The following is a 15,338-nucleotide window of genomic DNA, read 5'->3' as shown; positions in this document are numbered from 1 at the left end:
GTCAGAAGTTGCTGTTGCTGGTCGAGTTGCCGGGGACGTCGCCGTCCTCGGGGTCGCCGCCGCCGTCGAGGGCGAGGTCGAGGAGGTCCTGGAGGTCCATCTCGTCGATGGACGCGGCCTGGTCGACGGTGTCCGGGCCGGCCTCGTCGGCGGCCGGGGCGTCGGGTCCGGCGAGCTGCAGGAGGGTGTCGAGGAGTCCTGCGGCGCGGATGCGGCCCAGCGGGATGGTCGCCAGGGTCCGGCGCAGCTCGGCGTCCTGCGGGTCGGTGTCCAGGTCCGCGCCGCCGGCGTCCCCTGCGAAGAGGGTGCGCAGCAGGTGGCGGGTCAGGGCCTGGGGGTTGGGGTAGTCGAAGACGAGGCTGGACGGGAGCCGCAGCCCGCACGCGGTGCCGAGGCGGTTGCGCAGGTCGACGGCGGTGAGGGAGTCGAAGCCGAGGTCCTTGAAGGCGCGGTCGGCTGCGACGGCGTCCGCGGACGGGTGGCCGAGGGCCGCGGCCGCGTGCTCGCGCACGAGGTCGAGGAGGGCCGTGTCCCGGTCCTCGCCGGAGAGTTCGGCGAGCCGGCGGAGCAGGTCCGCGGACGGGTCGCCGGCCGCGGCCTCGCCGCCGGGCGCCGGGTCCTGGCGCAGGGCGGCGCGTACCTCGGGCAGGTCGGCGATGAGCGGGCGGGGCCGGGCCGCGGCGAACACGGGCGCGAACCGCGCCCAGTCGACGTCGGCGGCGGTCACCGCCGGGTCCGCTCCCACGAGGGCGCGTTCCAGGGCGAGGAGGTTCGTCGCCGGGGCGACGGGCGGCAGTCCGCGTCGGGTGAGCTGCTCCTCCGCGTCACCCTCGGCTGCCATGCCGCCGTCGGCCCAGGGTCCCCAGGCGATCGCCGTGGCGGCGAGCCCGCGGGCCGCGCGTCGTTCGGCGAGCGCGTCGAGGAAGGTGTTCGCGGCCGCGTACGCCCCCTGGCCGCCGCTGCCCCAGGTGCCGGCGATGGACGAGAAGAGGACGAACGCGTCGAGGGAGTCCGGTGCGTCGAACAGGGCGTCGAGGTGGACGGCGCCGGCGGTCTTGGCGGTGACGACCCGGGCGAAGCCGGGCAGGTCGGTGCCGGTGCCGGGCGGCTGGGAGGTTCCCGCGGCGTGCACCACGGCACGGACGGGGGTGCCGTCGGCCGCGAGGCCGGCGACGAGCGCTGCGAGCGCGTCCCGGTCGGTGACGTCGCAGGCCGCGAGGGTCACGGCCGTGCCGAGCGCTTCGAGCTCCGTACGGACCTCGGCGGCGCCGGGCGCGTCGGCGCCACTGCGGCTGACGAGGACGAGCCGCTGTGCGCCCCGTTCGGCGAGGCGGCGGGCCACGTGGCGGCCGAGGGCGCCCGTGCCGCCGGTGACGAGCACGGTGCCGCGCGGGGTCCAGCGGTCGGCGGGGGCGGTGTCGGCCGGGGTGGCGTGGACGAGGCGGCGTACCAGGGTGCCGGCGGGGCGGACCGCGAGCTGGTCCTCGTCGCCGGCGCCCGCGCCGGTGAGGAGGTCGGTCAGCCGGGACAGGGTGCGCTCGTCGCACACCTCGGGCAGGTCGACGAGTCCGCCCCAGCGGTCGGGGTGCTCCAGGGCGACGACCCGGCCGAGGCCCCAGACCTGGGACTGGGCGGCGCCGCCGAGCGTGTCGCCGGGGGTGGCGGCGACGGCTTCGCGGGTGACGCACCACAGGGGTGCGCCGCCGGGGACGGGCTCTGCGCCGGGTTCGGTGAGCGCGGAGGCGAGGGCGTGGGAGAGGGCGAGTCCGACGGGCACTGCGGGGTGTTCGGGGTGCGGCCGCTCGTCGAGCGCGAGCAGCGACAGGATGCCGGTGACCGCTCCCCCGGCCGCCGTGTCGTGCAGCCGCTCGTCCAGGCGGGCCCGCAGGACGGCCGGGTCGCTGTCGGCGGTGTCCAGCGGGAGCGGCAGGATCCGGGCGCCGCGGTCGGCCAGGTGGTCGGTGAGGGCGCGGATCCACGGGTCGTCGGCCTGCGCGGCGGGTACGGCGACCAGCCAGGTGCCGGCGGAACCTGCCGTCGTGGTGGCCGGGGCGCTGCCGGTCCACGGCTGCCAGACGACGCGGTAGAGGAGGGAGTCGGCCTGCGCCTGGGCCTGCCGCCCGCGCCGCCAGGCGGACAGGGCGGGCAGGGCCGTGCCGAGCGGCTGGTCGCCGTCGACGTCGAACTCGTCGGCGAGTGCGGCCAGGTCGGCCCGCTCGACGACGTCCCAGAACCGGGCGTCGGCCTCGCTGACGCCGGGGCCGCCCTGCGCCGCCCCGGCCGCGGCGACCGCGGCGGCGGGCTCGGGCCAGTGGCGCCGGGACTGGAAGGGGTAGGTGGGCAGGTCGACGCAGCGGGCGCCGGTGCCGGCGTAGTAGGCCGTCCAGTCGAGGGCGGCGCCGTGGACGTGGGCCGTGCCGAGGGCGGTGACGACGGTCTCGGGCTCGGGGCGGCCCGTGCGCAGGACGGGTGCGAACACGGCGTCCTCGGTGACGCAGTCCTGGGCGAGGGCGGACAGCACCCCGTCGGGGCCGAGTTCGAGGTACGTGGTGACGCCGGCGGCCTCCAGGGCGCGGATGCCGTCGAGGAAGCGGACGGCCTCGCGGACGTGCCGCACCCAGAAGTCGGCGGAGGCCATCTCGTCGGTGACGAGGGCGCCCGTCAGGTTGGACACGACCGGGATGCGCGGGGCGGCGTACGTCAGCTCCTCGGCGACCTTGCGGAAGTCGTCGAGCATGCCGTCCATGTGCGGCGAGTGGAAGGCGTGGCTGACGGTGAGCCGCTTGGTCTTACGGTCCGGGAACGACCCGGCCACGGCGGCCACGGCGTCCTCGTCGCCCGCGACCACGACCGACTGCGGGCCGTTGACCGCGGCGATGCCCACGCCCTCCGTGAGGAGCGGCGTGACCTCGTCCTCCGAGGCCTGGACGGCGATCATCACGCCGCCCGCCGGGAGGGCCTGCATCAGCCGGCCGCGGGCCGCGACCAGGGTGCACGCGTCGTCCAGGGACAGGACCCCGGCGACGTGCGCGGCGGCGATCTCACCGATCGAGTGCCCGGACAGGTAGTCGGGGCGCAGACCCCGGCTCTCCAGCAGCCGGAACAGCGCCACCTCGACGGCGAACAGGGCGGGCTGGGTGTACTCCGTCCGGTCCAGCAGGGCCGCGTCGGACCCGAACAGCACGTCCTTCAGCGGCAGTTCGAGGTGGGCGCCGAGCCGCTCGCACACCGCGTCGAGCGCGTCCGCGAACGCTGGCTGGGTGTCGTACAGTTCGCGGCCCATGCCGAGGCGCTGGCTGCCCTGCCCGGTGAAGAGGAAGGCCAGCCGGCCGCCGGAGGCCGTCCCGCGGGTCAGCCCCGGGGTCTGCTCGTCTGCCGCGACGGCCGCGAGGGCGCCCAGCAGGTCCGCGCGGTCGGCGGCGGTGAACGCCGCCCGGTGTTCGAGGCCCGCCCGGCCGGTGGCCAGGGAGTACGCCAGGTCCAGGAGACCGGAGCCGTCCTGGTCGCCGGCGCCGGTGAGGGCTTCGGCCGCGGGCAGCAGTCGGGTGGCCTGGGCGCGGAGCGCCTGCGGGTTCTTGGCCGACAGGACGTACGGGAGCGGTCCGGCGGACGGGGCGGTCGGGGCCGGCGCGGGCCGGTCCGCGGACTGCGGGGCCAGGGCCGGTGCCGGTGCCGGTGCCGGTGCCTGCTCGATGATGGTGTGGGCGTTGGTGCCGCTGATGCCGAACGAGGACACCGCGGCGCGCCGCGGCCGGCTGGTCTCGGGCCAGGCCGTGGTCTCGGTCAGCAGGGCGACGTCGCCCGCGGTCCAGTCGACGTGCGGGGTGGGCTCGTCCACGTGCAGGGTCTGCGGAAGCACCCCGTGACGCATCGCCATGACCATCTTGATGACGCCCGCCACACCGGCCGCGGCCTGCGTGTGACCGATGTTCGACTTGATCGACCCGAGCAGCAGCGGCCGGTCGGCCGGACGGTCCTGCCCGTACGTGGCCAGCAGCGCCTGCGCCTCGATCGGGTCACCCAGCCGGGTGCCCGTACCGTGCGCCTCGACCGCGTCGACCTCGGCGGCCGACAGGCCGGCACTCGCCAGCGCGGCACGGATCACCCGCTGCTGCGACGGCCCGTTCGGAGCGGTCAGACCATTGCTCGCACCGTCCTGGTTCACGGCCGAACCACGGACCACGGCCAGCACCGGGTGCCCGTTGCGCCGGGCGTCCGACAGCCGCTCCACGAGCAGCATGCCGACGCCCTCGCCCCAGCCGGTACCGTCCGCACCCGCCGCGAAGGCCTTGCAGCGGCCGTCGGGGGCTAGTCCGCCCTGGTGGCTGAACTCGCTGAACGTGCCGGGCGTCGACATGACCGTCACGCCGCCGGCGAGCGCCAGGCTGCATTCGCCGGCGCGCAGCGCCTGGATGGCCCAGTGCAGGGCGACCAGGGAGGAGGAGCAGGCGGTGTCGACGGTGACGGCCGGGCCCTCCAGGCCCAGGGCGTAGGCGACGCGGCCGGACATGATGCTGCCCGCGTTGCCGGTCATCACGTGGCCGAGGACGCCGTCCACGTCGGCGGACCGCTCCAGTTGGGCGTCGTAGCCGGTGTAGGAGGCGCCGACGAACACGCCGGCCCGGCTGCCGCGCAGCGACGACGGGTCGATGCCCGCCCGTTCGACGGTCTCCCAGGAGGCTTCCAGCAGCAGGCGCTGCTGCGGGTCCATGGCGAGGGCCTCGCGCGGGGAGATCCCGAAGAAGTCGGCGTCGAAGGAGTCGGCGTCGTAGAGGAACCCGCCCTGGAAGGCCCGGCCGTGGCCGGCCTCGGCGGCGTGCAGCTCGGCGGTGTCCCAGCCGCGGTTGCCGGGGAGTCCGGCGATGGCGTCGCCGCCGGTCTCGACGAGCCGCCACAGCTCCTCGGGGGTGCGGACGCCTCCGGGGTAGCGGCAGCTCATGGCGACGATCGCGACGGGGTCGTCGGCGCCGGCCGCCGGGGCCGTGCCGGGTGCCGTGTTCCGGTCGAACGCAGCCTCCTCGCCCAGGAGTTCGGCGCGCACGTGGTGGGCGAGCGCCGTGGGCGTCGGGTAGTCGAAGACGAGCGTGCTGGCCAGGCGCAGGCCGGTGGCCGCGCCGAGCCGGTTGCGGAGCTCGACGGCGGTCAGCGAGTCGAAGCCGAGGTCCTTGAACGCCTTGGCGGCCTCGATCTGGTCGGCCGAGGCGTGGCCGAGGACGGAGGCCACCTGGGACCGTACGAGGTCGAGCAGGACGCGGTCCTGTTCGGGGCGCGTGAGGCCGGTGAGCCGTTCGGCGAGCGGGGTGCCGCCGTCGGTCCGGGTGCGCGCGGTACGGCGTCCCGCCGGGCCGAGGAGCTCGCGGAACACGGGGGCGACCGGGCCGGGCGCGGCGGCGTCGCGGAGGGCCGCCGGGTCGAGGCGGGCCGGGACGAGGGCGGGCCGGCCGGAGGCCAGGGCGGCGTCGAGCAGGGCCATGCCGTCGGCGGCCGTGAGGGCGCCCATGCCCTGCTGCTCCATGCGGCGCAGGTGGGCCTCGTCGAGTCCGCCGGTCATGCCGCTGGCGTCGGCCCACAGGCCCCAGGCCAGGGCGGTGGCGGGCAGGCCCTGGTGGTGGCGGTGCTCGGCGAGGGCGTCCAGGAGGACGTTGGCGCAGGCGTAGTTGGCCTGGCCGGCGCTGCCGAGGGTGCCGGCGACGGCGGAGTAGAGGACGAACGCGGTGACCGGCAGGTCGCGGGTCAGCTCGTGCAGGTGGAGGGCCGCGACGGCCTTCGGCTGCAGCACCGTGTCCAGGCGGTCGGGGGTGAGGGAGCCGATCACGCCGTCGTCGAGGACGCCCGCCGTGTGGACCACGGTGGTGAGGGGGTGTGCGGCGGGGATCGCGGACAGGACGGCGGCCAGGGCGTCGCGGTCGGCGGCGTCGCAGGCGGCCCAGGTGACCTCGGCCCCCAGCGCGGCGAGTTCCGCGGTGCGTTCGGCGGCGCCGGGCGCGTCGGCGCCGCGGCGGCTGAGCAGCAGGAGCCGGCGCACGCCGTGGGCGGTGACGAGGTGACGGGCGACGATCCCGGCGAGGGTGCCGGAGCCGCCGGTGATCAGGGCGGTGCCGTCCGGGTCGACGGGGGGACCGCCGGCCGGGCCGGTCGGGCGGGTGCGGCGCAGCCGCGGGACGTGGACGGCGCCGTCGCGGAGCATCAGCTCCGGCTCGCCGGAGGCGAGGGCGGCGGCGAGGGCGGCGGCGAGGGCGGCCGCTGCGGCCGGGTCGGCGGGGTCGGCGGGGTCGGTGGGCTCGGGTACGTCGGCGAGGACGAAGCGGCCGGGGTTCTCGGTCTCCGCGGAGCGCAGCAGACCGCGGACGGCGGCGTGCGGGAGGTCCTCGACGGCCGCGCCGGGGCCGGCGACCGTGGCGCTGGTCAGGACGACCAGGCGGGAGGCCGCGAACCGGTCGTCGGCGAGCCAGGTGTGTACCAGGGCGAGCGCCCGGTGCGTGGCCCCGCGCAGGGCGTCCGGTCCGGTCCCGGCGGTCTCCCGGGGGAAAGGGGCCAGGACGTACGCCGGTACGGGGGCCCCGGCGTCGACGGCCGCGCCCAGCTCCGCCAGGTCGGCGTGGCGGGGGGCCGGGCCGAAGCCGACGGGGCCGAGGACGGCCCAGCCGCCGGCCGGCCCGTCCCCCGCACCGGTGGCGGTCGCCAGGGGCAGCGGCGTCCAGTCGAGCTGGAACAGTGCCTCGCGCACGACGGCCGGTACGGGCTGCGCGGGGCCGGCGGCTTCGGCGGCCGGGTACGGCTGCGGGGTCAGGCGGCCGATGGTGGCCACCGGGTCGCCGTGGTCGTCGGCGAGGTCGAGGGCGAACGCCGGGGCGGCGGAGCCGTCGGCTGCCGGTCGGACGTGGACGCGCAGGGCGCCGGCGCCGACCGCGTGCAGGGTCACGTCGGACCACGCGCTGCCGGGTCCGGTGCCCGCGCCGCGGCCGTCGGTGTCGGCGCCGTCGGCTGCGAGGGCGATCGCGGCGTGCGCGGCGGCGTCCAGCAGCACCGGGTGCAGGCCGAACGCGGAGGCCTCCGGCCCGCCTTCGGGCAGGCGCACCTGCGCGAAGTACGCGCCGTCCAGGTGCCAGGCCGCTTCCACGGCCCGGAACAGCGGGCCGCGCCGCGGACCGGCGTCCGTGTCCTCGGCGTCGTTCGCGACGTCGGCGCCGTCCACGCCCTCGGCGCCGTACAGGGGGCCGAGGTCGAGGGGTTCGGCGCCGGCGGGCGGCCACGCGGTGGCACCGGAGGGAGCGGGGGACGTCGCCTCCGGCGCGGCGGCGGGGGCGAGGACGCCCCGGGCGTGGCGGGTCCAGCCGCCGTCCTCGCCGAGGTCGCCGTCGCCGTTCTCCGGTCGGCCGGAGACGGTGAAGGCGCGGCGGCCCTGCGCGTCGGCGTCCTCGACGAGCACCTGGACCCGTACGCCGGAGCCGTCGGCGGGCAGTGCGAGCGGGGTGTCGAGCAGCAGCTCCGCGAGGTGGTCGCAGCCGGCCTGGTCGCCGGCGCGTACGGCGAGTTCGACGAACGCGGCGGCCGGCAGCACGGCCGCACCGGCGAGGGTGTGGTCGGCGAGCCAGGGCTGGGTGCGCAGGGACAGCCGGCCGGTGCAGAGCACGCTGTCGGAGCCGGCGAGGGTGACGGCGGCGGCGAGCAGCGGGTGGGCGGCGGGGTCGAGGCCGGCCACGCTCACGTCGCCGGTCGTGCCGGCGCCGGGTTCCAGCCAGTAGCGCTCGTGCTGGAAGGCGTAGGTGGGCAGGTCGGTGTGTCGGGCGCCGGTGCCGGCGAAGAACGCCGTCCAGTCGACGGTGGCGCCGTGGGCGTGGGCGCGGGCGAGGGCTTCGAGGGCCGTCTCGGGCTCGGGCCGTCCGGCGCGCAGCGCGGGGAGGAAGGCGGCGCCGTCGCCGGTGACGCACTCCTGGGCGAGCGCGGACAGCACCCCGTCGGGGCCGAGTTCGACGTACGTGGTGACTCCGGCGGCCTCCAGGGCGCGGACGGCGTCGAGGAAGCGGACCGCCTCGCGGACGTGCCGCACCCAGAACCCGGCCGAGGCCATCTCGTCGGTGACGGGGGCACCGGTCAGGCAGGACACGACCGGGACCTGCGGGGCGTGGTACGTGATCCCCTCGGCCACCTGCCGGAAGGCGTCGAGCATGCCGTCCATGTGCGGCGAGTGGAAGGCGTGGCTGACGGTGAGCCGCTTGGTCTTGCGGCCCTGCGCCTCGAAGTGCGCGGCGACGGCGGCCGCCGCATCCTCGTCACCGGCGACCACGACGGCCTGCGGGCCGTTGACCGCGGCGACGGACACCCGGTCGGCACCGGTCAGCAGCGGCAGGACCTCGTCCTCCGAAGCCTGTACGGCGATCATGGCGCCGCCGGCGGGCAGGGCCTGCATCAGCCGGCCGCGGGCGGCGACCAGCGTGCACGCGTCGTCCAGCGAGAGGACCCCGGCCACGTGGGCGGCGGCGATCTCGCCGACGGAGTGCCCGGCGACCGCGTCCGGCCGCAGGCCCCGGCTCTCCATGAGGCGGAACAGCGCGACCTCGACGGCGAACAGGGCCGGCTGGGTGTACGCGGTCCGGTCGAGGAAGTCCGCGTCCGTTCCGAACAGGACGTCCTTCAGCGGCAGTTCGAGGAGCGGGTCGAGGCGGCCGCACACCGCGTCGAAGGCGTCCGCGAACTCGGTGTGCGCGTCGTACAGTTCGCGGCCCGCGCCGAGGCGCTGGCTGCCCTGCCCGGTGAACAGGAACGCGGTCTTGCCCTCGACGGCGGTGTCCGTGACCAGTCCTGCGGCGTCCTCGCCGGCGGCGAGGGCGGCGAGGGCGGTGTCGAGGTCGCCGTCCGTGCGGCCGAGGAGGACCGCCCGGTGCTCCAGGGCGGTGCGGGTGGTGGCGAGGGCGTACCCGAGGTCGAGGGCCGAGGTGTGGGCCGCGGCCCGGGTCCGGGCGGCGATCAGCCGGGCGGCCTGGGCGCGCAGCGCGGCGGCGCTGCGGCCCGACAGCGTCCAGGGCAGCACGGCGGGCCGGGCCGGGGCGGGGGCGGGCTGCTGCTCCTCGCCCGACGGCTCCTCCTCGGGGGCCTGCTCGATGACGGTGTGCGCGTTGGTGCCGCTGACGCCGAAGGCGGAGACGGCCGCGCGGCGCGGGGCCCCGGTCTCGGGCCAGGCCGTGGGCTCGGTGAGGAGCGACACCTCGCCGGCCGACCAGTCGACGTCGGGGGTGGGCTCGTCGACGTGGAGGGTCTGCGGGAGGACGCCGTGGCGCATGGCCATGACCATCTTGATGATGCCGGCGACACCGGCGGCGGCCTGGGTGTGCCCGAGGTTCGACTTGAGGGAGCCGAGGCGCAGCGGCCGGCCGGCGGGCCGGTCCTGGCCGTACGTGGCCAGCAGTGCCTGGGCCTCGATGGGGTCGCCGAGCCGGGTGCCCGTGCCGTGGGCCTCGACCGCGTCGACCTCGGCGGCGGACAGGCGGGCGTTCTCCAGCGCCTGGCGGATGACGCGCTGCTGGGACGGGCCGTTGGGGGCGGTGAGGCCGTTGCTGGCGCCGTCCTGGTTGACGGCGGAGCCGCGGACGACGGCGAGCACGGGGTGCCCGTTGCGGCGGGCGTCAGAGAGCCGCTCCACCAGCAGCACGCCGACGCCCTCGGACCAGCCGGTGCCGTCGGCGGCCGCGGCGAAGGACTTGCAGCGGCCGTCGGCGGCGAGGCCGCGCTGTCGGCTGAACTCGACGAACACGTCGGGGCTGGGCATCACGCACACGCCGCCGACCAGGGCGAGCGAGCAGTCGCGGCCGCGCAGGGCCTGGGTGGCCAGGTGCAGGGCGACGAGGGAGGAGGAGCAGGCCGTGTCGATGGTGGCGGCGGGGCCCTCCAGGCCGAGGACGTAGCTGACCCGGCCGGACAGCACGCTGGTGGCGCCACCGGTCAGGAGCAGTCCTTCGAGGCCCTCCGGGACCTCCCTGAGGTCGGCGCCGTACCCCATGGCGCCCGCACCGATGTAGACGCCGGTGCGGCTGCCGCGCACGGACGCCGGGTCGATTCCGGCGCGCTCGAACACCTCCCAGGAGGTTTCGAGGATCTGGCGCTGCTGCGGGTCCATGGCGAGGGCCTCGCGCGGCGATATGCCGAAGAATCCGGGGTCGAACACGGTGGCGTCGTCGAGGAACCCGCCGCCGGTGTTGTAGAAGGTGCCCTTGCGGTCGGGGTCGGGGTCGGCGAGGGACGCGATGTCCCAGCCGCGGTCGTCGGGGAATCCGGTGATGGCGTCACCGCCCTCGGACACCAGCCGCCACAGGTCCTCGGGGGACCGTACGCCCCCGGGGAAGCGGCAGCTCATCGCGACGATGGCGATGGGCTCGTGGGCGTCCTGCTCGACCTCCTGGAGGCGGCGGCGGGCCCGCCGGAGCTCCGTGGTCATCCACTTCAGGTTTTCGAGAAGCTTTTCTTCGTTCGCGCCGGCCACTGGAACGTCACCTCCTGGAGAAATGCGGAATGCATGCGGGATCGGGGTGGGGCATCGGATCGGGCATCAAAGGTCAGGATTTTCCGAATTCGTTGTTGATGATGTCGAAGAGGTCCTCGGCGGACGCCGATTCGATGGCTGTTTCCTCGTCCTCCAGGGCGGCCTGGGCGGCCCGTTCGGTCCTGTTCCAGTTGGCCAGGAGCGCTTCGAGCCGGGCCGTGACGCGGGCGCGTTCGGCGGCGTCGTCCGCGGGGACCGAGGCGAGGGCGAACTCCAGCTTGTCGATCTCCGCGAGCGCCGGCAGGGCGGGCGCCGTGTCCTCGCCGAGGAGTTCGGCGCGGACGTGCGCTGCCAGGGCGGCGGGGGTGGGGTGGTCGAAGACGAGGCTGGCGGGCAGCCGCAGTCCGGTGGCGGAGCCGAGGCGGGTGCGCAGCTCGACCGCGGTGAGGGAGTCGAAGCCGAGGTCCTTGAAGGCGCGGCCCGCCTCGACCGCGGCGGCCCCGCCGTGCCCGAGGACCGCGGCGACGTGCGTGCGGACCAGGCCGAGCAGGATCCGTTCGGCCTCGTCGGCGCTCGTGCCGCGCAGTTCGGCGGCCAGCCGGTCCGCGTCCCCCGCAGCTCCGTCGCCGGCGCCGGATGCGCCGGTGTGCTGCTCCGCGTCGAGGACGCGGCGCACCTCGGGGAGGTCGGCGATCAGCGGGCGCGGCCGGGACGCCGTGAACGCGGGGACGAACAGGTCCCAGTCGACGTCGGCGACGGTGACGGTCGTGTCGCCCGCGTCGAGCGCCTGCCGGAGCGCGGCGACGGCCCGTTCGGGCGCCATCACCGGCAGACCGCGGCGGCGCAGCTGCTCGGCCGCCTCGTCGTCACCGACGAGACCGCCCTCGCCCCACGGACCCCAGGCCACGGCGGTGGCCGCCAGTCCGCGGTCGCGGCGCTGCTGCGCCAGGGCGTCGAGGTGGGCGTTGGCCGCCGCGTAGGCGGCCTGCCCGCCGCTGCCCCAGATGCCGGCGATGGAGGAGAAGAGGACGAAGGCGTCCAGCTCCGTGTCGCCGAGCAGTTCGTCGAGGAGTTCGGCGCCGGCGACCTTGGCGGCGAGGACCGCGGCGGTCTCCTCCGGTCCGGTCTCGGCGAGCGGCGCGAGCTGGCCGACGCCCGCCGTGTGGAAGACCGCGGTGAGGGCGGGGGTGCCGGTGTCGTCGCGGAGGGCGGCGAGCAGGTCGCCCACGGCCTGCCGGTCGGTCACGTCGCAGGCGACGGCCGTGGCCCGGGCGCCGAGCTGCGCCAGTTCCGCGACCAGTGCCTGGGCACCCGGCGCCTGCGGTCCGCGCCGGCCGGCCAGCACCAGGTGCTCGGCGCCGTGGGCGGCGAGCCAGCGGGCGACGTGCGCGCCGAGCGCGCCCGTGCCGCCGGTGATGAGGACGGTGCCGCGGGCCCGCCAGGGCGCACGGTCCGCGCCGTCCGCGGCGGGGGCGGCGGCGTGGCCGATGCGGCGGGCGAGGAGCCCGGCGGAGCGTACGGCGATCTGGTCCTCGTAGCCGTGCCCGTACGCCTGCCCGTTCCCGGCGCCGCCGCCGAGGACGGCGAGCAGCCGGTCGAGCGCACGTCCGTCGACCCGGCCGGGCAGGTCCACGAGGCCGCCCCAGCGCTCGGGGTGCTCCAGGGCGACCACGCGGCCGAAGCCCCACAGTTCGGCCTGTGCGGCGCTACGGACCCGGTCGGCGGGGCCGGTCGCCACGGCACCGGTGGTGACGCACCACAGGGGTGCGTCGACGCCGGCGTCTCCGAGGGCCTGGACCAGCGCCCCGGTGAGCAGCAGGCCGGCGGGCGCCGCGGGGTGCGCCCGGTGCGGTGCCTCGGCGGAGGCCAGCAGGGACAGCACGCCGTCGGCCCGGTTCCCGGCGAGCGCCGTGCGGATCCGGTCGGCGACGATCGCCCGGTCGGTCACGGCGAGGTCGAGGGCGACCTCCCGTACGTCCACGCCCCGGCCCCGCAGCGCGTCCCCGATCCCGGACGGGTCCACGGCTGCGGCCGCGGCCGCGGCGTCGCCGGCGGCGGTGACGAGCAGCCATGTCCCGGTGGGTCGGGCGGTCGCGTCCGGGTCGCCCAGCGGCTTCCAGGTCACCCCGTAGCGCCAGCCGTCGACGACCGACCGCTCGGCGCGCTGCCGCCGCCAGGCGGACAGGGCGGGCAGCAGGGCGCTCAGCGGCTGCTCGGCGTCGATGTCGATGTCGAGGGTGGCGGTGAGGGCGGTGAGGTCGGCGTTGTCGACGGCCTCCCAGAAGGCCGCGTCCACCGCACCGCCGGCCGCGGCCGCGGGCGTCGCCGCCGAGGTGCGGGGGGCCTCCTCCAACCAGTACCGCCGGCGCTGGAAGGCGTAGGTGGGCAGGTCGACGCGGCGGGCTCCGGTGCCGGAGAAGTGCGCCGACCAGTCGACGGCCACGCCCTGGACGTGCGCCCGGGCGAGCGCCGTGACCAGGGTCCCGGTCTCGTCGCGGCCCTTGCGGAGCACGGGCACGAAGACGGCCTGCTCGGTGACGCAGTCCTCGGCGAGCGCTGACAGGGTGCCGTCGGGACCGAGTTCGACGTACGTGGTGACGCCCGCGGCTTCGAGGGCGCGGACGCCGTCGAGGAAGCGGACCGCGTCGCGGACGTGCCGGACCCAGAACTCGGCCGAGGCCACCTCGTCGGTGACGAGGGAGCCGGTCAGGCAGGACACGACCGGGATCCGCGGGGCGGCGAGGGACAGGCCCTCGACCACCTGGCGGAAGTCGTCGAGCATGCCGTCCATGTGCGGCGAGTGGAAGGCGTGGCTGACGGAGAGCCGCTTGGTCTTGCGGCCCTGGCCCTCGAAGGCTTCCGCGATGGCGGCCGCGGCGTCCTCGTCCCCGGCGATGACGACCGACTGCGGGCCGTTGACCGCGGCGATGGACACCCGGTCGGCGTCGGTCAGCAGCGGCAGGACCTCGTCCTCCGACGCCTGCAGCGCGATCATCACACCGCCGGCGGGGAGGGCCTGCATCAGCCGGCCGCGGGCCGCGACCAGGGTGCAGGCGTCGTCCAGCGACAGCACGCCCGCGACGTGCGCGGCGGCGATCTCACCGATCGAGTGCCCGGCAAGGAAGTCGGGCCGTATGCCCCAGCTCTCGACGAGGCGGAACAGGGCCACCTCGATCGCGAACAGCGCGGGCTGCGTGTACTCCGTCCGGTCCAGCGCGGCGGCGTCGGAACCGAAGAGGACGTCCTTCAGGGGCAGTTCGAGGTGGGCGTCCATGCGGGCGCAGACCGCGTCGAGCGCGTCCGCGAACGCCGGCTGGGCGTCGTACAGCTCACGCCCCATACCGAGGCGCTGGCTGCCCTGCCCGGTGAACAGGAACGCCGAGGCGCCTGCGGACACCCGTCCGCGTACGAGCCCGGCCGCCGGCTCACCGGCCGCCAGGGCCTTCAGGGCGGCCAGGAACTCCTCGCGCTCCCCCGCGACGACGACGGCCCGGCGGTCGAGTGCCGACCGGGAGGTGGCCAGGGAGTAGGCCACGTCCGCGGGTTCGAGCGTCTCGTCCGCGGCGATCCGCGCCGCCAGCCGCTCGGCCTGCACCTGCAGGGCGGCGTCGGACTTCGCGGACAGCACCCACGGCAGGGCGCCGGGCCGCTGCTGCGGGAGCACGGCCGGCGTGGCGCCGTCGGCCGCCGGAGCCTGCTCGATGATCGTGTGGGCGTTGGTGCCGCTGAAACCGAACGAGGAGATACCGGCCCGGCGTGGGCGGCCGGTCTCCGGCCACACCCGCTGCTCGGTCAGCAGGGCGATCTCCCCCGCCTCCCAGGCGACGTGCGGGGTGGGCTCGTCCACGTGCAGCGTCTGCGGAAGCACCCCGTGCTGCATGGCCAGCACCATCTTCATGACGCCGGCGACACCGGCCGCGGCCTGCGTGTGACCGATGTTCGACTTGATCGAGCCGAGGTGGAGCGGCTGGTCGGCCGGGCGGGCCTGGCCGTACGTGGCCAGCAGGGCCTGGGCTTCGATCGGGTCGCCCAGCGTCGTGCCGGTGCCGTGCGCCTCGACCGCGTCGACCTCGGCGGGCGACAGCCCGGCGTTCGCGAGGGCGGCGCGGATGACGCGCTGCTGGGAGGGGCCGTTGGGGGCGGTGAGGCCGTTGCTGGCTCCGTCCTGGTTGATCGCCGAGCCGCGGACCACCGCCAACACGGGGTGACCGTTGCGCCGGGCGTCGGACAGCCGCTCGACAAGCAGCATGCCCACGCCTTCACCCCAGCCGGTGCCGTCGGCGCTCGCGGCGAAGGCCTTGATGCGGCCGTCGGCGGCGAGGCCGCGCTGGCGGCTGAAGTCGATGTAGGCACCCGGCGACGACATCACGGTCACGCCACCGGCCAGGGCCAGCGAGCACTCGCCGCTGCGCAGGGCCTGGATCGCCCAGTGCAGCGCCACCAGCGAGGCCGAGCAGGCGGTGTCGACAGTGACGGCCGGGCCTTCCAGCCCGAAGGCGTAGGAGAGTCGGCCGGAGACGACGCTGGCTGCGTTGCCGGTGCCGAGGAAGCCCTCGATGCCGTCCGGTACGGAGTCGAGCATGGTCCCGTAGTCCTGGCCGTTGGTGCCGACGAACACGCCGGCCTGGCTGCCGCGGACGCTGGTCGGGTCGATACCGGCCCGCTCGAACGCCTCCCACGTCGTCTCCAGCAGCAGACGCTGCTGCGGGTCCATGGCCAGGGCCTCACGCGGCGAGATACCGAAGAAGTCGGCGTCGAAGTCCGCGACGTCGTAGAGGAAGCCGCCCTCACGGGCATAGAACGTGCCCTGCTGGTCCGGGTCCGGGCTGTACAGCCGCTCCAGGTCCCAGCCACGGTCGGC

At 76.4% G+C, this 15,338-nt stretch carries 2 protein-coding genes; both read right to left on the bottom strand.

Annotated features, from left to right (window positions below; all coding sequences use genetic code 11):
• Nucleotide 1 precedes the first annotated feature (1 nt).
• Entirely contained in the window at nt 2-10,477 is a 10,476-nt protein-coding gene (locus ACZ4VL_RS33390) for a type I polyketide synthase (RefSeq protein WP_468207636.1), read from the bottom strand.
• 73 nt (nt 10,478-10,550) lie between these two features.
• The coding region (locus tag ACZ4VL_RS33385) for a type I polyketide synthase (protein ID WP_468207633.1) at nt 10,551-15,338 on the bottom strand (4,788 nt) is incomplete at its 5' end.

It is taken from the genome of Streptomyces sp. NPDC029014, from assembly GCF_055564695.1.
Note: the sequence above shows the minus strand (reverse complement) of the source record. Positions and strands in the feature narration are given on the sequence as shown.